Raw genomic sequence first — 19,597 nt, forward strand, 5'->3', positions numbered from 1 at the left:
CAAACTTAAAGAATAACTTCTAAACTTAGCCTAATTTGTGCAATTCATCTTTCACAAATGAAGCGAGCTCTTCAATATAGCTCAGGCTGAAATCAAATTTGATCCCCGCCGTTTCATAGATCTCATCTATTGGTCTGGTATAACCGAGAGATAAGGCTGCTATATATTGTTTTAATGCTTTCTCAGGATTTTCCTTATAGTTTTTCCAGATCGCTATAGCACCAAGCTGTGCGATGGCATATTCGATGTAATAGAATGGTACCTCAAATAAATGCAGCTGCTTTTGCCATACATTGCCAAATTCCTTGTCAATACCGGTCCAGTCGGCAAAACCCGCACCAAAACGGGAGTAGATCTGCTTAAAGGCTTCTTCCCTGTCGGCCGCGTTATGGTCAGGATTGGTGTAGATCCAGTGCTGGAACTGATCGATCACAGCTACCCATGGAAGTGTTTTGAGTACGTCCAGCAGTTGTTCTTTTTTAGCCCGTACCAGGTCTTCTTCGTTGCTGAAATATAGTGTCCAGTTGTCCATCGAAATTAGTTCCATACTCATGGAGGCTAATTCGGCTACTTCAGAAGGGCAATGTTTGAAATCATTCAATTCCAGGTTGGCCGTTAGAAATGTATGTATGGCATGTCCGCCTTCGTGTACCATGGTGGTAAGGTCTCTTAGCGAATTGGCAGAATTCATGAATATGAATGGTGCGCCTGTCTCAGCAAGCGGATAATTGTATCCTCCTGGAGCCTTACCTTTGCGGCTTTCTACGTCAAACAGGTTGTTTGCTTTCATGATAGACAGCATCTGGCCCAACTGCGGGTTGATGGCATTAAAGCAGTCAATGCTTTTATTGATCAGGTCTTCTCCATTTTTAAAGGGTTTTAAGGCTGGTTTTCCGGAAGTGCTTACCTCCATGTCCCAGGGTTTTAGGGCCTCAATTCCCAATAACCCGGCCCGTATTTCCGCCTGTTCTTTCAGGATTGGGACGATTAGCTTTTCTATTGCTTCATGAAAATGATAGCAGTCCTGCGGGGTATAATCAAACCTGCCCAGCGCCTGAAACATATAGTCTCTGTAATTTTCAAAGCCAGCGTTTAGTGCCACCTGATGGCGCATAGCGATCAGCTCATCAAAGAGCATGTTGAGGTCATCCTTATCTACCAAGCGCCTTTGTTGTATGGTTTCCCAGGCATGCTGCCTGATTTGTCTGTCGGTATCTTTGATGAAATTGGCAGCCTGCTCAAGTGTATATTCCTGGTCATTGATGACTACGCTCATTGCACCGGTGACAGACTGATATTTTTGTTGTGTGACCTGGAGTTTCGTCAGGAGTTCGACATTCTCCTCACGGTAAATTTCGATCGCTTTTCTGATGGCCCGTATGTAGACAAAAAACTGATCGTGGTCCAGCTCCTCAATAAGAGGGCTGTCGTTAAATTTCTGATTGAGCTTATTGGCAATAGGGGAGATTTTTGGTTCTATTTCAGTCGCGAAATATTGAAAATCTTTAACCAGTTCTTCATTTGCTGTGTCGCAGCTCATTCTGATGTATCTCCATGCAAAATCTTCTTCAAGTGCAGCTTCTAATTCGCTTTTGTCCTTTAACCATTGTTCCAGTTCCTGAACATTCTCTATAGGGCGGAGTGTCAGCTCATTTAAGATGGGTTCAAGATTGTCCCATTTCATCTCCAGATTTTGAGGGATATATATTCTTTTCTTTTTAGGTATGGTAAGGTCTATCATCAGAAGTTAAAATTAGTTCTTAAAAAGGTATCCAGTAAAAAGCAGATGGCAAATATTACAGAAGCAAACCCATTGGTGGTGGCAAAAGCCCGGTTGACTTTGCTGATGTCATTGGGTTTTACCAGTAAATGCTGATAGATCAGCATGAAGCAAAAGAAAGCTACACCAATATAATATACCCAGCTAAAGCTGGCAAATATGACAGGCAGTATTACACAGGCGGCTGAACAAACATGCAGGGCAACAGAAAGCTTTAATGCATTCTTTATGCCCAGTGCGGCAGGGATGGAATGTAATTTTTCATCGCGGTCAAAATCTTCATCCTGCAGGGCATAAATGATGTCGAACCCACTGACCCAAAACAATACAGCTAAGGAATACAGTAACGGTACAATATTAAAATGACCGGTAACAGCCATATAGGCCCCGATTGGTGCAAGTGATAATCCAAGGCCTAGCACCATGTGGCACAATGCTGTAAACCGTTTGGTGTAGCTGTAAAACAGGACTACAAAAAGTGCTACAGGAGATAACGCAAAACACAGGTTGTTGATGAAAGCAGTAGTGACCACAAACAGGATACAGTTGATGATCACAAATATAAGGGCCTCATTGGCAGATACTTTTCCGCTTGGGATGTCGCGCATTTGTGTGCGCGGGTTTTTTGCATCTATATTCCTGTCCAGGTACCTGTTGAACGCCATCGCTGAGTTGCGGGCAAAAACCATACACAACAACACGAGTACCAACAATGACCAGCTGAATGAACTGGTAGCGGTAACACCCAGAAAAAAGCCGATCATGGCAAAAGGCAAAGCGAATATGGAATGGGCAAACAGGACTAATGAAAAATACTTCTTCATGTAATTAATCTTCTTGTGGGGTAAGTATCGGCATCAGGAAATCCTTATTGACCTCTTCTATGAAATCAAGGATTTTATCCTTACCAAGACCCTTTTCTGCAGAGGTGACAAAGGTAGGAGGGATCTCTTCAAACCAATCATTCAATGCTTTTTTGAAGGCTGCCACGTTTTTGTCAGTCTTTACGGTCGACTGTTTGTCGGCCTTGGTAAACACCAAGGCAAAGGGGATTTGTATTTCCCCCATCCAGCAGCAGAATTCGATGTCGATTTTCTGCGGTTCTAATCTGCTGTCTATGAGTACAAACACACATTGCAGGCTTTCTCTCTTGGTAATGTAATTTCTAATGAACTTCTCCCAGTTTTCTCTGCTGCTTTTGGAAACTTTGGCATAGCCATATCCCGGTAAATCTACGATATACCATTTCTCATTGATCAGAAAATGGTTGATTAACTGTGTTTTGCCCGGTCGCTGTGAGGTTTTGGCCAGGCCATGCTGATTGACGAGCATATTGATCAAAGATGACTTGCCTACATTGGAGCGGCCGATAAATGCGTATTCCGGCATATTGGCAACAGGTAGCATAGAAACCTTAGTATTGCTGCAAATAAAAGTTGCTGATTTTATAATCATTTGACAAAGGTAGAAAATTAGTTTTCAACAATACTTATCTTTGCCACTTACCATGAACGAAAACATCACACCATATCAGTCTGAAACTGCAACTAAGAAAGACCAGGTAGCTACTATGTTTAATAATATTTCGGGTACATATGATTTTTTAAATCATTTTATGTCGCTCGGAATAGATATTATATGGCGAAAGAAGGCAATCAGGGAACTTCGGTCTTTAAAACCCCGTGTGATGCTGGATGTGGCAACCGGTACCGGGGACTTTGCTTTTGAGGCGATCAAAATCCTTCAGCCGGAAAAAATAATTGGCGTAGATATTTCTGAGGGAATGCTGGATGTGGCCAGGAAAAAGATACATGAACGTAATCTGGAGCATATCTTCTCTGTTCAGACGGGTGATTCTGAAGGCTTACATTTTCAGGATAATCATTTTGATGCAATAACTGTGGCTTTTGGCGTGCGCAATTACGAAAATCTGGAGAAAGGCCTGGCCGATATGTTCAGGGTGTTGAAACCGGGCGGAAAGATTGTGGTGCTCGAATTTTCAAAACCAAGACAATTTCCTATAAAACAGGCATATAATTTTTACTTCAAATACATCACTCCATTGTTGGGCAGGCTTTTTTCTAAAGATGCAAGGGCATACAGCTACCTGCCTGAATCTGTAGCGGCATTTCCCGATGGTGAAGCTTTTACTCGGCTTTTGGATAAAGTGGGTTTTAAAAGCACTAAAGAAAGAAGGCTTACATTTGGCATCAGCGCAATTTATACAGGCATAAAATGAAATTAAGGACAAGGTTGTTTTTTTTATGCTTACTGACAATGACCTGCTCGGCGGGTCGTGCACAGAACTGGGGAGGTGGCGTAGACGATGACGACCTGCATTATGGCTTTACCTTCCAATATGTTTTGTCTGAGTTTAAAATACTGAAAAAGGCAACGTGGCGTAATCCTGTTCCCGAGTTGGACGGTTCCTTTTCGTCGAATGACAGCCTGAATTTAATTTATTCAAAACCTTCAGCAGGATTTGGGATCGGATTTGTCGGGAACAAACGACTGACCTCGCACACGGATTTAAGGTTTACCCCTACGCTCGTATTTAGTGACCGGATATTGGTTTACGGATATTCCGGACGGGATGCCATTGAAAAAAAGATACAGAGTACTTTGGTGGATTTGCCGGTAGGCTTGAAATTAAAGTCAGACAGGAGGGGCAATTTTAGGGCATATGTGATAGGAGGGGCCAGGTATTCGATTGATATTTCCTCAAAAAAGAAAACCAATAATGATCTGGTGACTGATCCCGCAGAGAAGTTCGTAAACAATAAAAAAGCTTTTCTTTCTTATGAAGCGGGCCTGGGCTTAGATCTTTATTTCGAGTATTTTAAAATGTCGCCCGAAATAAAGCTGTCTTACTCCATGAATGACGTGTTGAAACATGAAACGAACCGCTATGTTACCCCGCTTGACAAATTGATGCTGCGTCACCTAACATTCAGTTTATTTTTTGAATGATGTAGCCTTTCAAAAAAATTATAGATTTGTTGAATAAACATAAATCATTATGTCAAAGATCGCATTAATTACAGGGGCTACGTCTGGTATCGGAGCAGCATGCGCACATTTGTTTGCCGCGGAGGGCTACAATTTAATCCTGCTGGGAAGAAGGGAACAACTACTTACCACTATTGGTAAGCAGCTGGAGGACAAGTATGCGGTGGAGGTAAAACGGATACTGGCAGACGTAAGAGATCAGGAAGACTTGTCTTACCGACTGGAAACGCTGCCTGCTCCATGGAAGAAGGTGAATGTTTTGATAAATAATGCCGGACTTAGTCAGGGGCTCGATCCGATTGATAAAGGAAACACTGACGATTGGGATACCATGATCGATACCAATGTAAAAGGACTCCTGTACGTTACCAGGATTGTTTCTGCCTGGATGGTTGCACAAAAGTCAGGGCATATTATAAATATAGGGTCTATAGCGGGAAAGGAAGTTTATCCCAATGGAAATGTATATTGCGCTACTAAATATGCGGTAGATGCGCTGAGTAAAAGCATGCGGATAGACTTGCTCCCACACGGAATAAAAGTAACCGCAATAAATCCGGGAATGGTAGAGACTGAGTTTTCTAAAGTCAGGTTTAAAGGTGATGAGACCCGTGCTAAAAAAGTATATGACGGATTGGAACCATTGGCAGCCAATGACATAGCAGACGCGATATGGTTTGCGGTAAGCAGACCTGCCCATGTAAATATAAATGATATGCTGATCATGCCTGCAGCCCAGGCAACAGCGACAATAGTGGAAAGAAAGTAATTGATAATTAACATTGATATGATAGCTAACACCATAGATCAGGAAATAAAACAGGCCATGCTGGCAAAAAATCAGGCGCAACTGAGAGGCTTGAGGGCCATCAAAGCAGCATTGCTATTGGCAAAAACAGAAAAGGGATCGGCGGAGGAGATGACAGAGGAAGCTGAGATGAAAATTTTACAACGCCTGATCAAGCAAAGAAAAGAGTCGGCAGATATTTATAAACAACAGGGGCGTGAAGACCTGAGTATCATTGAAGAGGAAGAAATAGCCGTAATCAGTGCTTTTATGCCGACGCAACTGGATAGGGCTGAGATCGAAAAGATTATTGCCCAGATCATTGTGAGCTCCGGAGTAAATTCTGTAAAGGAAATGGGCAAAGTAATGGGACTGGCAAATAAGGAACTGGCGGGCAAAGCCGATGGGAAGTTAATAGCTGAGCTTGTAAAAGCACAATTGGCATAAATTGTGTTGAACACATAAGTGTTTAAACATATTTAGTAAAAATATTATAATAGTTTACCTTAAATTAAATTTAGTCTACTAACTTAGTAGCAATACCTTTATACACATATTCATATGAAATACGAAGTAATAGAAGAAGATGGGTTTAGATACATAGAAGCCGGTAAAGGTGAGACCCTGGTATTACTTCATGGTTTGATGGGAGAACTGAGCAACTGGGAAGCAGTGATTGACCATTTTAAAGACCAATACCATATATTGGTTCCTATACTGCCGATTTATGAACTTCCAATTCTTACACTGGGAGTGAAAAGCCTCTCTAAATTTGTGCATAGGTTTATCAAGTTTAAAAAACTTAATCAGGTTGTTTTAATAGGAAATTCCCTTGGCGGGCATATAGGTCTTGTATTTACCATAGCCCATCAGGAATATGTAAAAGCGCTTGTACTGACAGGAAGTTCGGGCCTGTATGAAAATGCATTTGGAGGCTCGTTCCCAAGGCGTGAGAGTTATGATTATATACGTGAGAAAGTGGCATTTACTTTTTACGATCCGGCCACTGCTACCAAAGAATTGGTTGACGAGGTTTTTAAAACGGTAAATGAACGGTCGAGGGTGATCAGGATCCTTGCACTTGCAAAATCTGCGATAAGGCATAACATGTCAAAAGACCTGGTAAGAATTACGATACCTGTGTCGCTGATATGGGGTAAACAGGATAAGGTAACACCACCGGAAGTAGCACAAGAATTTCATGAATTGTTGCCAAATTCAGAACTGAATTGGGTAGATTTATGCGGACATGCCCCAATGATGGAACGTCCTGAAGATTTTAACACTTATCTGGAGAAATTTTTGAACAGAATCTTATTAAAATAATGCTGGCAGCTGAACTCATATCAAATTCGATCCCCCCGCTAAAGACTTCTGATACAGTACAGAAATCGTTGGACAGGATGACTGAGTTCAAATTGTATCATTTGCCTATTGTTAACGAAGAGCAGTTTTTAGGATTGCTGGCAGAGGATGAACTGATAGAAATCAGGGATGGTGAAGAGCAGATCGGTGGTCTGCAACTAACACTCCTGAACCCGTTTGTGTATGAAGATGCCCATATATATGACGTAATAAGGCTGTTTAATCAATTGCATTTATCTGTAGTGCCGGTACTGGATTACAAGAAAAACTACCTGGGGCTGATCTCGATCCATAGTGTATTGGAACATATAGCCGATATTTATGCTGTTAAAGAATATGGGGGAGTAATCGTCCTGGAGATCAGTAACAGAAATAATTCATTGGCGCATATGGCCCAGATTGTAGAGGCAGATAATGCGCAGATACTTTCTTCCTATGTCCAGTCTTTTCCGGACTCTACCAAACTGGAAATTACCTTAAAAATCAATAAGACTGAGCTTTCGGGAATTGTTGCGTCTTTTGAACGGTATAATTACCAGGTCAAGGCCGTTTTTAATGGTACGGTATCAGATGATGGTACGGAAGACAGATATAATTCTTTTATGAATTATTTAAATGTATAGATGAGGATTGCAATTTACGGAAGAGAATTTAATGACAGTGTATTGCCATTTGTGCAGGAAGTATTTGATGTGCTGGAATCTTACAAGACTCCGGTGCTCGTCTATCAAAAATATTTCGATTTTATAAAAGATAAAATAAAATTGCCCTCGGATATCCGGATTTTTAATGGCCATGGCGAACTTTTGGGACAAACTGATGTGCTGGTAAGTTTGGGAGGAGATGGTACATTGCTGGATACTTTATCCTTAATTCGCGATTCAGGTATTCCGGTAATAGGAATCAATTTTGGCCGTCTTGGATTTTTGGCGAGTATCAATAAGGGGGAGATCAAAAAGGCGATCGAAGCATTGCAAAACAAGGAATATTCTTTAGATAAAAGAACGTTACTTAGTATCGCCTCTAAACACAGCTTGTTTGGCGATGAGAATTTTGCCCTGAATGATATAACCATTCATAGAAGAGACAACTCTGCGATGATGATCATCCATGCGTATATGAATGATGAATTTGTAAATTCTTATTGGGCTGATGGGCTGATCATTGCAACACCGACAGGGTCTACGGCCTATTCTTTGAGTTGCGGCGGCCCGATTATCTATCCCAGTTCGGAGAATTTTGTGATTACGCCAATTGCTCCGCACAATCTAAATGTAAGGCCTTTTATCATACCCGACAATGTATCGCTGACGTTTGAAATAGAAGCGAGAAGTTCCAAATTTTTGGTTTCCTGCGATTCAAGAACGGAAACTGTAGACAAATCTGTAAAAATAACATTGAACAAAGCTGGATTTCATGTAAATTTGATCAGGCTTAACAATGAAAGTTATTTAACAACATTGAGAAATAAGTTGCTTTGGGGCATTGATACGCGTAATTATTAGCATGCGGTACACACAGAATCTGTTTTGTTTTCTTGCACTTTTTCTATCTGGCCTCGGTCTTAAAGCACAGACGCTTGAAGTGGGGCTGATGGGCGGTGGTGCTGGTTATCTGGGGGATCTGAACCAAAATAGTCCGGCAAAGATAAGCGGGATCAATGCAGGGGCATTTGTTAAAATGAATCTGGACCCTTATTGGGCGCTTGGGCTTCATTACAATTACGGTAAGATTAAGGCAGATGATGCAGTGTCTGATAACGGACATTTTAAAGCCAGAAATTTGAATTTTCATACACCGGTAAACGAGCTGACATTGCAGCTTGATTTTAATTTTCTGGAATATTTTGCGGGGGGGGGCGCTAAGAAATTTACCCCTTACATTTATACCGGAATCGGGGGGATTCTATTTAACCCTACAGCTACGTATAATGGGAATGACTATGATCTGAGATTTTATGCCACTGAGGGTCAGACTAAGGCATATAAAAACTATACGATAACAGTACCTTACGGGGCCGGCATGAAATTTAGACTGAAAGAAAGCTGGGGATTGATGACGCAGATAGGATACAGGATAACAAACACTGACTACCTGGATGATGTGAGCCTGAGGTATCCGGGGCCGGGAAGCTGGGATGGTAGGGACAGGGCACAGGAAAGTGAATTTCTTTCTGATCCTTCTAATGCATTAATAGGGGCTGCTGGCACCCAACGGGGCGATTTTAGAAAAAGAGATACATATATGTTTGTAGGTATTGGCATATCTTATACCTTTGTGTCCCAAAAATGTTATACATTTTAGGCATATTTGCAAAAAATCAATGGGATTTAAAGAACAAATTGACTTAACACGCTTACCTGAACATATTGCTGTTATTATGGACGGCAATGGAAGATGGGCACAGAATCAGGGCAAGTTCAGGAATTTTGGACATGAGAGCGGCGTGGTATCAGTAAAAGATATCGTAGAGGGTTGTGTAGAAATAGGTATTAAATACCTTACGCTGTATGCGTTTTCAACAGAAAATTGGAACAGGCCGGCTGATGAAGTGAATGCATTGATGGAATTATTAGTGGCAACAATTAATAATGAAACTGAAACGCTTAACAAAAATAATATCCGGCTTAATGCGATAGGGGATATTGCTTCTCTCCCTCAAAAATGTATAGATGATTTAAATAGTGCAATGGAAAAAACTGCCAATAATACACATTGTACGCTGACACTGGCCCTAAGTTATAGTGCCAAATGGGAAATTATTGAAGCGGTGAAAAAAATGGCACAACTCGTCAAAGACGAGAAACTAGCTATTGAAGGTATCAATGAAGCAAGTTTCTCAGCGCAATTGACAACATTGAATATCCCTGATCCTGAATTAATGATCAGAACCAGTGGAGAGCATCGGATTAGTAATTTCTTGCTGTGGCAAATGGCCTATTCCGAGCTTTATTTTACTGATATCCTCTGGCCGGACTTCAGAAAGGAAGACCTTTTTGAAGCGATTGTAGACTACCAGAAACGCGAACGCCGCTTTGGTAAAATTAGTGAACAATTGAACTAATTTTACTTTTAACACTTTTTAACATGTGTTTAAATTAACTTAGCATCGATTTTTAGATTGTAAATGAAAAGAATATATCAACTCATATTATTGTTATTGATTGGCTTACCAACAATGGCACAGATCACCCGTCCTCAGTCCAGCGTTACTCCGCCTACCTTAAAGGTTAATGGTCTGGACCTGGATTATTTTAATCCTAAAGAGTACATAATTGGTGGTACTACCTTAACCGGTACCAAGTATATAGACAAAGATGTGATCATCAGGCTATCCAAACTGACGCAAGGTGAGCGGATAATACTTCCTGGTGAATCCACTGCTAATGCTATAAAAATATTATGGGCACAAGGTCTGTTTGATGATGTAAAGCTGGATATTGTAAAGATTGAAGAGGATACAGTTTACTTTGATATCGAAGTAGTGGAGCGCCCCAGGTTAGCCTCGTTTGATCTCAATGGTGTTAGCAAATCACAAGAAAAGGACATCATGGAAAAGCTGAACGAAAAAACGGCCAAGTCTGTGATCAATGATAATCTGTACAGCTCTACAACAAACACCATAAAACGGTTTTTGCTAGAAAAGGGCTATTTTTTTACCACAGTAAACTATGAAGCAGTTCCTGATTCCAACATGGAGAACGGAATGGTATTGAAAGTAATGATTGATAAAGGGCGGAAGGTAAAAATAAATCAGATCAATTTTACCGGAAACAAAAACTTTTCTGCAGCGACACTGAGGAAGTACCTGAAGAAAACCAAACAACAGGCTTTTTATAAAGTATTTGGTTCGGGTAAGTTTAATAAGGAAAAATACGAAGAGGATAAACTCACGCTAATAGCCAAGATGCACGATAAGGGTTATCGTGATGCTGCCATCCTCAGAGACACTGTTTATCAGTTTAGTGATAAAGCTGTAAGCATAGATATAGACCTTTATGAAGGTCCTAAATACTATTTTGGGGAAATCACCTGGGCTGGAAATGCCAAGTACGTTACGAAAGATCTTGAAAGAGTATTGGGTATTGAAACAGGTGAAGTATTTAGCGAGGAGAAACTTGAAAAGAAATTAAGAGGCAGCGCGAGCGGAGATGATGTTTCCAGTCTTTATATGGACGACGGATATTTGACTTTTAATGTAGATCCGGTGCAAACCAGGATCCATGGAGATACGGTTGATCTGGAAATGCGTATTTACGAAGGCCCCCAATATACGAATAACCGTATTTCTGTAAAAGGTAATACGATCACTAATGACAGGGTGGTATTGCGCGATGTGCGTACCAGACCAGGTGAAAAATTCTCTAAGGCATCATTGATACGAACAGTTCGTGAGATTGGACAGTTGGGGAACTTTGATGAATCCAAAACAGTTCCGGATGTGAAACCGAATGCTGTAGATGGTACTGTTGATATTAGCTATATAGTAGAAGAGAAACCTTCTGATCAGATTGAATTGTCCGGTGGTTTTGGAGGTGGTAATATCATTGGGACTTTAGGCTTGACTTTTAACAATTTCTCATTGAGGAACCTGTTTAATCTGGAAGCTTATAAGCCACTGCCAAAAGGCGACGGACAGAAACTGAGCCTTCGCGGACAAACAAACGGTAAATATTATCAATCATATAGCTTTTCGTTTTCTGAGCCATGGTTAGGCGGCAGAAAGCCAATCAGCTTTGGGGTGAGTGCATTTACTTCATTGCAATCAAACGGTTTAGGTATCACTAATTCACAGTTCCAAAAGATACGTCTGAATGGTGTTACAGTTAGTTTGGGAAGAAGATTGAACTTTCCGGACAACTACTTCCAACTGAGTCATGCGATTAACGTGCAACAGTATATTTTGAATAACTATCCCGGATATTTGTTTAGTTCAGGAACTTCATACAATTTTAACTTAACGCAGGAGTTAAGCAGAGATTCAAGAAACTCTCCGATATTCCCAACTGACGGATCTTACTTTAGGTTTACTATTCAGGCTACCCCACCTTACTCTTTGTTCAATGACTTGAACTATGCTACTGCTCCGGATAAGGAACGTTATAAATTTACCGAGTACCATAAATGGAAATTTGAATCACAGTGGTTCCAGCGCTTAGTGGGTAAGTTCGTCATAAAAGCCCAGGCACAATTTGGATTCCTGGGAACTTATAACCCATCTGTTGGACAGTCGGCATTTGAACGCTTTAAACTAGGTGGTGATGGTATGCAGGGATTTGATTTCCTTCAGGGATCAGAGTTGATCGCTATGCGGGGTTATGCTAATAATACGGTGATCCCTGTGGGGGCCAATCCTACGATAGCTCAAAATTCAGGTAGTCCGATCTTTACTAAATACGTAATGGAACTTAGATACCCGGTAATTGCGAGTCAGCAGGCTACGGCCTTTTTGGTAGCCTTTGGTGAGGCAGGTAATACCTGGGATAAGTTTGGGGATTTCAATCCTTTTAACGTAAGACGCTCTGTTGGTTTGGGTGCAAAGATATTTTTACCGATATTCGGATTGTTGGGGATTGATTATGGATATGGGTTTGATAAAATTCCTGGATTACCAGATGCAAACAAAGGGCAGTTCCATTTCAGTATAGCCCAACAACTTGGAGGATTTTAATTTTAGGACCTATGAAAAAGTATTTTTTAATTTGCTTTCTGGTGTTTACATGTTTAGGAACATTTGCTCAAAAATTTGCATATGTTGATACAGAATATATCCTTAAGCATCTGCCGGAATATAAGTCTGCATTAAGTCAGTTGAATGTACTGTCTGAGCAATGGCAACAGCAGGTAGATAATAATTTTACTGATCTGGATAAGATGTATAAAGCTTATCAGGCTGATCAGGTCTTGCTGACAGAAGACATGCGCAAGCGGAGGGAAAATGAAATTATTGAGAAGGAAAAGCTGGCTAAAGATTTTCAGCGCAAAATATTCGGGCCTGAAGGGGACCTATTTCAGAACAGATCCAAATTACTGGAGCCGATCCAGACAAAAGTAACAAAGACAATAGCTGAAATTGCGAAAGCTAAATTCTTTGATTTTATCTTTGACAAGAGCAGTGAGGCAACTATGATGATTTATGCAAGCAGCAATTATGATGTAAGTAATGACGTCATTGTCAGGTTAGGATACAAACCGGGATCGATATTGAAATAGAAAGAGAAAATATATAAATTTAAACACAATTATTAAGAAAAATAGAGATGAGAAAGTTAATGAAAGCATTTTTTGTAGCAGGATTATTATTGTTCACTGCCAACATCGCTAATGCACAACAAAAAATGGCGCATTTAAACTCAGCATTGATCATAGAAGCTATGCCTGAAGTTAAAACTGCCAAAGCAACGCTTGAAGCACTGCAAAAGACTAAGACTGCTGAGATTGAAAAAATGATTACTGAGTATCAAACAACACTTCAGGCTGCAGAAGCGAAACAAAAAACTTTAAGTGAAGCCAACAAAGAAGCAGTTGGAAAAGAATTGCAAACAATGGGTGCTGCATTGCAGGATCTTGAAAAACGTATCGGAGATGCAAAAGCAAAAGCTCAGCAAGAAATTGAACAGAAAAATGCGGAATTGTTTAATCCGATCCAAATAAAGGCAGATGCAGCTATAAAAGCTGTTTCAAAGGAAAAAGGTTATGCTTATGTTTTTGATACAGCTAACCAGGCACTTGTTTATTGGGATGGTGGCGAAGATATCACTGCTTTAGTTAAAACTAAACTGGGTATTGCTGCAACTGCTGCAGCCGCACCAAAAAAGTAATTAGAAATTTTACTTAAATTGCGGGATTAGGTGACAGAACCTGGTCCCGTTTTTTTTGCTATGAGTACAAATTATTCTATAGGTATCTTTGATTCCGGTTATGGCGGCCTGACAGTCTTTAAGTCCATTGCCGAAAAACTGCCGGCGTATAATTATATATATCTTGGGGATAACGCCAGATCTCCCTATGGAGATCATTCTTATGAAACCGTTTATCAGTATACATTGGAATGTGTGGAATGGCTGTTTGCCCAGGGATGCCCATTGGTTATTCTCGCCTGTAATACGGCCTCTGCCAAAGCACTGAGGTCAATACAGCAAAAGATCTTGCCTTTCAAATATCCGCATCACCGGGTTTTGGGTGTCATTCGTCCAACAGCGGAAATAATTGGAGCATTTACTACTTCTAAGGTCGTTGGCGTGATGGGGACAAGGGGCACTGTAAATTCTGAATCTTATCTAATCGAAATCAATAAATTCTTTCCTGAAATTAATGTTTTGCAGCAAAGCTGCCCAATGTGGGTACCGTTGGTTGAAAATAATGAGCATGTTAACCCCGGTGCAGATTATTTTGTAGAAAAGTATATTGGCGAATTGTTTGGCAGGAACCTAAATATTGATTGTCTGTTGCTTGCCTGCACCCATTATCCACTACTGATGGATAAGATAAAATCTTTTCTGCCGGATGATGTTACTGTTCTGGGTCAAGGTGAGATCGTAGCCAATAGCCTGGCGCTTTACCTGGAAAATCACCCGGAGATTGAAACGCTGCTGGCCAGGGAAGGGAAGCGGCAGTTTTTTACATCGGGAGACATCGCTACATTTGATAGGCAGGCTTCGGTTTTTTTTGGCGCACAGATTTGTTCATCAACTGTTCGTACGGGCATCGTATAGGCTTAAAATTGCTTCAATTATAATCTCAATGAAATGATTATATTTCTTTCTAGGTTCTGACTATTATTAACTCTAAATTTGCGGCTCAAATTAGAAGCCCAATGAGTGATTCGATAAAACATGAATGTGGAATAGCCTTTATCCGTCTTTTAAAACCGCTCTCTTATTACCAGCAAAAATACGGAACTGCACTTTATGGATTGAATAAGCTTTACCTTTTAATGGAAAAGCAGCATAACAGGGGCCAGGATGGAGCTGGTATTGCAACCATTAAGCTCGATGTAAAGCCAGGTCACAGATATATCAGTAGATACCGGTCAATGGCACAAAATGCAGTGGCAGATATATTTGGGTATGTTCAACACAAATTTGTAGACATACAGAATGAAACTCCTGAATTGATGCTGGATGCGGAATGGCTAAAATCTAATGTTAGTTTTATCGGTGAGGTTTTATTAGGTCATTTACGCTATGGTACACATGGCAAAAATAGCATCGAAAATTGTCATCCGTTTTTACGTCAGAATAACTGGATGACCCGTAATCTTGTGATTGCAGGTAATTTTAACATGACCAATGTTGATGAGCTGCTTGAACAGTTGTACGAGCTTGGTCAGCATCCGAAAGAGCAGGCTGATACGGTGACTGTTTTAGAGAAAATCGGCCATTTTCTTGACGATGAAAACCAGGAGCTATTTGACGAGTATAAGAAAGAAGGACTGGACAACGTAGAGATCACACATAAGATTTCAGAAAATCTGGATATTGCTAAAATATTGAGACGTTCGGCGAAGAATTGGGATGGCGGTTATGCGATATCAGGTATTGTGGGTAATGGTGATGCGTTCATACTGCGCGATCCTTCAGGGATACGTCCCGCTTTTTACTATCAGGATGATGAGATTGTTGTAGCAGCGTCTGAAAGACCTGCCATACAGACGGCCTTCAACATCGCATTCAGAGATGTTAAAGAAATTGAACCTGGACATGCCCTGATCGTTAAAAAAGATGGCACAGTAACACAGGAGATCTTTAGAGAGCCAGAAGAAAAGAGAGCCTGTTCTTTTGAACGCATTTACTTTTCAAGAGGGAGTGATGCAGAGATATATAGGGAAAGAAAGCATCTGGGGGCGTTACTATGCAAGCAAATATTGAATGCAGTAAATGCCGATCTAAAGAATACGGTATTTTCATTTATACCTAATACCGCCGAGGTTTCCTTTTATGGAATGGTAGAAGGATTGCACAGCTATATCAGGCAGGTGCAGAAAGATACGTTGTTACACCGTAAGGATTTGCTAAACGACGATCAGCTGGAAGAATTATTATCAATGAACCCGAGAGTTGAGAAGCTGGCAATAAAGGATGTGAAGCTGCGAACTTTCATTACCCAGGATGCTGACAGACAGGATATGGTAGCGCATGTTTATGATACTACTTATGGTGTGATCAAAAACCATACTGATACGCTGGTTGCTGTAGACGATTCGATTGTAAGAGGGACAACGCTTAAACAGAGTATTATAAAAATTATAGACCGGTTACACCCAAAGAAGATCATCATTGTTTCTTCTGCACCTCAGATCCGCTATCCGGACTGCTATGGTATAGATATGTCTAAAATGGGCCAGTTTGTAGCATTTGAAGCGGCTATACAATTGCTGAAAGCCAGAGGGATGGAACAGATCATAGAAGAGGTGTACCAAAAGTGTAAAGCCTCATTACTTTTGCCAAAAGAGCAAATTGTAAATCACGTTAAGGACATTTACAGGCCATTTAAGCAAGAAGAGATTTCAGCTCAGATTACAAAAATTATTACACCTGAAAATATCAATGCAGAGGTTGAGGTAATTTATCAGACTTTGGATAATCTTCATGTAGCATGTCCCAATCATAGGGGTGATTGGTATTTTTCAGGAAACTATCCTACACCCGGAGGAAACAAAGTGGTAAATAAAGCTTTTGTAAACTGGAAAGAAGGAAATAATCAAAGAGCCTATTAAAAATACGCAGCTGTTTTATTAGTAATTCTTGATAATCACTTCTATAAAGAGTCTGATGGCGAATATCAGGATGACTACCCCAGCTATTTTATTTAAGTTTTGTATGCTTTTTTCCTTAATCCTATACCGTAGTTTGGCGGCATAATAGGTCTTGAGACAGTCAACTGATACCTGAGTTGCCATTGCAATCATAAAAAATACGATTTTTTCTGACATGTTATAATGAAGCTGTACCGATATGATCCCTCCGACCATGATCCAAAACATTAGTGTTGAGGGTGATAAAAGACACATAAGGAAGCCCTTTAAGACGTAGCCGCGTTTTCTGATTTTTAAAGTTTCGGAAATATCATAGTTCACCTTGACTTTATTAAAAATATAATAAAGACCTATCCCAAATAAAAAGAGTCCGCCAATTATGCTAATGTATTGATTGTATTCAGCGTTATAATCTACAAATTGTGAGCTGAACAGGGTTAACACAATGAATATTATATCACTGAACACTACGCCAATAGCTAAAGAAAACCCGGCCTTGAAGCCTTTTTCTATACTTGTTTTTATCATCGAAAAGAACACAGGGCCTGTTAAAAAAGAAAATAATATCCCTGCGCCTATCCCTTGTAGTATTGCTTCAAACATTCAGCTAAACCTATATAAAACGCTAATATGCAATTTTAAACATAAAACAACAGTATTTCCCAATAGTTTCATTGCATATACATAACTCTAACGCTGTATAGATATTACACTTTCGCTTACAGTTTTTTTTATTTATGTTTAGCACACTAAATTTATATTAACCAAAAATATGGAAAAACAATCGCAAAAAAATTACGGTACCGCGTTGTACACAATTATTACTGTGTTCTTCTTCTGGGGCTTTGTGGCAGCATCAAATGGGATATTTATTCCATTTTGTAAAACTCATTTCAATTTAACCCAGTTTGAGTCACAATTAATTGACTTTACTTTTTATGGGGGATATTTTATCGGATCACTCATTCTGTACTTTGCTTCGCAGGCCAGTAAAGTGGATATTTTAAATAAAATGGGGTATAAGAATGGTATTATTGCCGGTTTGGTAATTTCTGCCGGAGGTGCTTTACTGATGATTCCAGCGGTACAGTCAGGATCATTTATTTTTATTCTTATCACCTTTTTTGTGATTGCTCTTGGTTTCTCCCTTCAACAGACTGCTGCTAATCCTTTTGTAGTAGCTTTGGGTAATCCTGAAGGCGGGGCACACCGTTTAAACCTGGCAGGCGGGATCAATAACCTTGGTGGCCTAATGGGCCCTGTAATTGTAAGTGTGGTGTTATTTGGTACCGCAAATGATGCTGTCGCAAAAACAGTAGAGATTTCGTCCATTAATAATCTTTATTATATTTTAGCTGGTCTTTTCCTGGCTGTAGCTATATTTTATGCTTTTTCAAAGCTTCCTGATGTAACCAGTAATGAAACTGTAGAAAGCAGCCCTAAACCTACTGGTCCTCTTGTAGTCATGATCTTAGGATTTTTAATGGTCGCTGCTGCCGGACCAATTGCGAATATGACAGGGATCAGTGCATCGGCACTCGTTTATTCATCCCTTGTTATTATTCTTGGCGCTTTAATGTATGGGTATCTGGCCAAAAAGGATACTAATTCAGCCAAATGGGGCGCTATGCAATATCCCCAGTTGATTTTGGGTATGCTGGCTATTTTTATGTATGTTGGAACTGAAGTGACCATACAAAGTAACCTTGGATCATTGTTAAATCTGCCGGAATTTGGAAGTTTAACAAATGCTGACATTAAGCCTTATATCTCTCTATACTGGGGAAGTATGATGATCGGCCGATGGACGGGTGCTATCAGTGCATTTAACTTAACTAAAAGCACACGTAATATATTGACTGTGATTGTTCCTTTTGTGGCTTTTGGTGTGATTTTGTTGGTAAACCATGCTACCGGTACAGATGTGGGCAACCTATACGCTTACGGTATCTGTATTGTAGTTATGATTGCAGCATTTTATATCGGACAGGAAAAGCCAGCAAAGACACTGGCTGTGTTTGGTACTTTAGGCGCTTTAGCTATGCTGGTTGGCTTATTCACAACCGGACACGTCGCTATCTTTGCTTTTGTAAGCGGCGGATTATGCTGCTCTATTATGTGGCCATCAATTTTTGCCCTGTCTATCACCGGATTAGGAAAATATACCAGTCAAGGTTCTTCATTTTTGATCATGATGATTTTGGGCGGTGCAATTATTCCACCAATCCAAGGTGAGTTGGCAGATAGCAGCTTTGGGATTCATAATTCTTATATTGTTCCTGTAATTGGCTTTGCTTATCTTGTTTTCTTTGCCTGGAAAGTAAGTAATGAATTGAAAAAACAAGGGATAAACATAGAAGAAATATCCGCAGAAGGCGGCCATTAATCACACATCATTTAAAAGCTGTCTGTCAATGCTGACGGGCAGCTTTTTATTTATAAAATATGAGCAAACCAAGTTTCAATCATATATTCATGAATTTGGCTACTGATCTGGCCAGCCGTTCACATTGTGTACGTGCCCATGTTGGGGCTGTTTTAGCAAAAGATACGCGGATTATTTCTATCGGATACAATGGTCCGCCCGCCGCTACGCACAACTGTGATGAGGAATGGCCGGATACAGGCTGCGCCCGGGATTCAAAAGGCAGTTGTTCGCTGGCTTTGCATGCTGAAGAGAATGCGATCTTGTATGCAGTGAAAAATGGGTCCAAAATAGCAGGCTCAACGTTGTATACTACGCTTTCTCCATGTATTGCGTGTGCACGTTTAATTCTGTCTTCGGGGATCAAAGTAGTTTACTTCAAAGATTCCTATGCAGCATACAAAGGATTGCCAAGTGATGAAGGTGTTGATTTTTTAAGAAGGTTCGGTGTGGAGGTAATTAAATTTTCTTAAC

The 19,597-nt window shown here is 40.3% G+C and carries 20 protein-coding genes; 16 read left to right on the forward strand and 4 right to left on the reverse strand.

Annotation, left to right across the window (positions count from 1 at the left end; genetic code table 11):
• Positions 1-25 precede the first annotated feature (25 nt).
• From EZ437_RS08065 to yihA, 3 genes are read right to left on the reverse strand one after another with little or no spacing between them, the layout of a single operon-like run.
• The gene (locus EZ437_RS08065) at positions 26-1,741 is read right to left on the reverse strand and encodes a M3 family oligoendopeptidase (protein ID WP_131594933.1); all 1,716 of its coding nucleotides are present in this window, start codon (positions 1,739-1,741) and stop codon (positions 26-28) included.
• Positions 1,741-2,604 (reverse strand): 4-hydroxybenzoate octaprenyltransferase, encoded by an 864-nt coding sequence (locus EZ437_RS08070; RefSeq protein WP_131594935.1) that lies wholly within the window; start codon positions 2,602-2,604, stop codon positions 1,741-1,743. The genes EZ437_RS08065 and EZ437_RS08070 overlap by 1 nt, the downstream gene beginning before the upstream one ends.
• Before the next feature lie 4 nt (positions 2,605-2,608).
• Complete coding sequence (gene yihA / locus EZ437_RS08075; RefSeq protein ID WP_131594936.1) at positions 2,609-3,235, reverse strand: ribosome biogenesis GTP-binding protein YihA/YsxC; 627 nt, start codon at positions 3,233-3,235, stop codon at positions 2,609-2,611.
• A 52-nt stretch (positions 3,236-3,287) separates the two neighbouring features.
• Between yihA and ubiE the strand changes: the two genes are divergently transcribed.
• From ubiE to EZ437_RS08145, 14 genes are all read left to right on the forward strand, one after another.
• Positions 3,288-4,019 (forward strand): bifunctional demethylmenaquinone methyltransferase/2-methoxy-6-polyprenyl-1,4-benzoquinol methylase UbiE, encoded by a 732-nt coding sequence (gene ubiE / locus EZ437_RS08080; RefSeq protein ID WP_131594938.1) that lies wholly within the window; start codon positions 3,288-3,290, stop codon positions 4,017-4,019.
• The gene (gene porT, locus EZ437_RS08085) at positions 4,016-4,750 is read left to right on the forward strand and encodes a type IX secretion/gliding motility protein PorT/SprT (RefSeq protein ID WP_225869524.1); all 735 of its coding nucleotides are present in this window, start codon (positions 4,016-4,018) and stop codon (positions 4,748-4,750) included. Before ubiE ends, porT begins: the two co-directional genes overlap by 4 nt.
• A gap of 49 nt (positions 4,751-4,799) precedes the next feature.
• Positions 4,800-5,558, forward strand: coding sequence for an SDR family NAD(P)-dependent oxidoreductase (locus EZ437_RS08090; RefSeq protein WP_131594940.1), 759 nt, complete (start codon positions 4,800-4,802; stop codon positions 5,556-5,558).
• 18 nt (positions 5,559-5,576) lie between these two features.
• A complete protein-coding gene (locus EZ437_RS08095; protein WP_131594942.1) occupies positions 5,577-6,023 on the forward strand; it encodes a GatB/YqeY domain-containing protein in 447 nt (148 codons plus the stop codon).
• Between the two features lie 114 nt (positions 6,024-6,137).
• A complete protein-coding gene (locus EZ437_RS08100) occupies positions 6,138-6,902 on the forward strand; it encodes an alpha/beta fold hydrolase (protein ID WP_131594944.1) in 765 nt (254 codons plus the stop codon).
• Positions 6,902-7,564 carry a CBS domain-containing protein gene (locus EZ437_RS08105; protein ID WP_131594946.1) on the forward strand — a complete coding sequence of 221 codons (663 nt, stop codon included), beginning with the start codon at positions 6,902-6,904 and terminating at the stop codon, positions 7,562-7,564. Before EZ437_RS08100 ends, EZ437_RS08105 begins: the two co-directional genes overlap by 1 nt.
• A complete protein-coding gene (locus tag EZ437_RS08110; protein ID WP_131594948.1) occupies positions 7,565-8,446 on the forward strand; it encodes an NAD kinase in 882 nt (293 codons plus the stop codon).
• Between the two features lies 1 nt (position 8,447).
• Positions 8,448-9,245 carry a type IX secretion system protein PorG gene (gene porG, locus EZ437_RS08115; RefSeq protein WP_131594950.1) on the forward strand — a complete coding sequence of 266 codons (798 nt, stop codon included), beginning with the start codon at positions 8,448-8,450 and terminating at the stop codon, positions 9,243-9,245.
• 19 nt (positions 9,246-9,264) lie between these two features.
• Complete coding sequence (locus EZ437_RS08120) at positions 9,265-10,005, forward strand: isoprenyl transferase (protein WP_131594952.1); 741 nt, start codon at positions 9,265-9,267, stop codon at positions 10,003-10,005.
• Positions 10,006-10,068: 63 nt separating this feature from the next.
• Positions 10,069-12,612 carry an outer membrane protein assembly factor BamA gene (gene bamA / locus EZ437_RS08125; RefSeq protein ID WP_225869525.1) on the forward strand — a complete coding sequence of 848 codons (2,544 nt, stop codon included), beginning with the start codon at positions 10,069-10,071 and terminating at the stop codon, positions 12,610-12,612.
• An 11-nt stretch (positions 12,613-12,623) separates the two neighbouring features.
• Entirely contained in the window at positions 12,624-13,154 is a 531-nt protein-coding gene (locus tag EZ437_RS08130; RefSeq protein ID WP_131594954.1) for an OmpH family outer membrane protein, read from the forward strand.
• Between the two features lie 47 nt (positions 13,155-13,201).
• Positions 13,202-13,762, forward strand: a complete 561-nt coding sequence (locus EZ437_RS08135) for an OmpH family outer membrane protein (RefSeq protein WP_131594956.1) — start codon at positions 13,202-13,204, stop codon at positions 13,760-13,762.
• Positions 13,763-13,822: 60 nt separating this feature from the next.
• The gene (gene murI, locus EZ437_RS08140; RefSeq protein ID WP_131594958.1) at positions 13,823-14,656 is read left to right on the forward strand and encodes a glutamate racemase; all 834 of its coding nucleotides are present in this window, start codon (positions 13,823-13,825) and stop codon (positions 14,654-14,656) included.
• Positions 14,657-14,757: 101 nt separating this feature from the next.
• Positions 14,758-16,659, forward strand: coding sequence for an amidophosphoribosyltransferase (locus tag EZ437_RS08145; RefSeq protein WP_131594960.1), 1,902 nt, complete (start codon positions 14,758-14,760; stop codon positions 16,657-16,659).
• Between the two features lie 18 nt (positions 16,660-16,677).
• Here the strand turns inward: EZ437_RS08145 and EZ437_RS08150 are convergent, their stop codons facing one another.
• A complete protein-coding gene (locus EZ437_RS08150; RefSeq protein WP_131594962.1) occupies positions 16,678-17,301 on the reverse strand; it encodes a LysE family translocator in 624 nt (207 codons plus the stop codon).
• A gap of 169 nt (positions 17,302-17,470) precedes the next feature.
• Here EZ437_RS08150 and EZ437_RS08155 point away from each other — a divergent pair, with 169 nt between their 5' ends.
• Both EZ437_RS08155 and EZ437_RS08160 read left to right on the forward strand, forming a co-directional pair.
• Complete coding sequence (locus EZ437_RS08155; protein ID WP_131594964.1) at positions 17,471-19,084, forward strand: MFS transporter; 1,614 nt, start codon at positions 17,471-17,473, stop codon at positions 19,082-19,084.
• A gap of 59 nt (positions 19,085-19,143) precedes the next feature.
• A complete protein-coding gene (locus EZ437_RS08160) occupies positions 19,144-19,596 on the forward strand; it encodes a deoxycytidylate deaminase (RefSeq protein ID WP_131594966.1) in 453 nt (150 codons plus the stop codon).
• The last annotated feature ends 1 nt before the right edge of the window (position 19,597 follow it).

The organism is Pedobacter psychroterrae (assembly GCF_004331695.1).
GTDB classification, from domain to species: Bacteria; Bacteroidota; Bacteroidia; order Sphingobacteriales; family Sphingobacteriaceae; genus Pedobacter; species Pedobacter psychroterrae.

Coding starts and splice junctions, on each gene's coding strand:
- EZ437_RS08150 (WP_131594962.1), bottom strand. CDS start 17,301: ATGTTTGAAGCAATACTACAAGGGATAGGCGCAGGGATATTATTTTCT.
- EZ437_RS08130 (WP_131594954.1), top strand. CDS start 12,624: ATGAAAAAGTATTTTTTAATTTGCTTTCTGGTGTTTACATGTTTAGGA.
- porG (WP_131594950.1), top strand. CDS start 8,448: ATGCGGTACACACAGAATCTGTTTTGTTTTCTTGCACTTTTTCTATCT.
- EZ437_RS08095 (WP_131594942.1), top strand. CDS start 5,577: ATGATAGCTAACACCATAGATCAGGAAATAAAACAGGCCATGCTGGCA.
- EZ437_RS08070 (WP_131594935.1), bottom strand. CDS start 2,604: ATGAAGAAGTATTTTTCATTAGTCCTGTTTGCCCATTCCATATTCGCT.
- EZ437_RS08120 (WP_131594952.1), top strand. CDS start 9,265: ATGGGATTTAAAGAACAAATTGACTTAACACGCTTACCTGAACATATT.
- EZ437_RS08145 (WP_131594960.1), top strand. CDS start 14,758: ATGAGTGATTCGATAAAACATGAATGTGGAATAGCCTTTATCCGTCTT.
- EZ437_RS08110 (WP_131594948.1), top strand. CDS start 7,565: ATGAGGATTGCAATTTACGGAAGAGAATTTAATGACAGTGTATTGCCA.
- EZ437_RS08160 (WP_131594966.1), top strand. CDS start 19,144: ATGAGCAAACCAAGTTTCAATCATATATTCATGAATTTGGCTACTGAT.
- yihA (WP_131594936.1), bottom strand. CDS start 3,235: ATGATTATAAAATCAGCAACTTTTATTTGCAGCAATACTAAGGTTTCT.
- EZ437_RS08100 (WP_131594944.1), top strand. CDS start 6,138: ATGAAATACGAAGTAATAGAAGAAGATGGGTTTAGATACATAGAAGCC.
- bamA (WP_225869525.1), top strand. CDS start 10,069: ATGAAAAGAATATATCAACTCATATTATTGTTATTGATTGGCTTACCA.
- EZ437_RS08135 (WP_131594956.1), top strand. CDS start 13,202: ATGAGAAAGTTAATGAAAGCATTTTTTGTAGCAGGATTATTATTGTTC.
- EZ437_RS08065 (WP_131594933.1), bottom strand. CDS start 1,741: ATGATAGACCTTACCATACCTAAAAAGAAAAGAATATATATCCCTCAA.
- ubiE (WP_131594938.1), top strand. CDS start 3,288: ATGAACGAAAACATCACACCATATCAGTCTGAAACTGCAACTAAGAAA.
- porT (WP_225869524.1), top strand. CDS start 4,016: ATGAAATTAAGGACAAGGTTGTTTTTTTTATGCTTACTGACAATGACC.
- EZ437_RS08105 (WP_131594946.1), top strand. CDS start 6,902: ATGCTGGCAGCTGAACTCATATCAAATTCGATCCCCCCGCTAAAGACT.
- murI (WP_131594958.1), top strand. CDS start 13,823: ATGAGTACAAATTATTCTATAGGTATCTTTGATTCCGGTTATGGCGGC.
- EZ437_RS08090 (WP_131594940.1), top strand. CDS start 4,800: ATGTCAAAGATCGCATTAATTACAGGGGCTACGTCTGGTATCGGAGCA.
- EZ437_RS08155 (WP_131594964.1), top strand. CDS start 17,471: ATGGAAAAACAATCGCAAAAAAATTACGGTACCGCGTTGTACACAATT.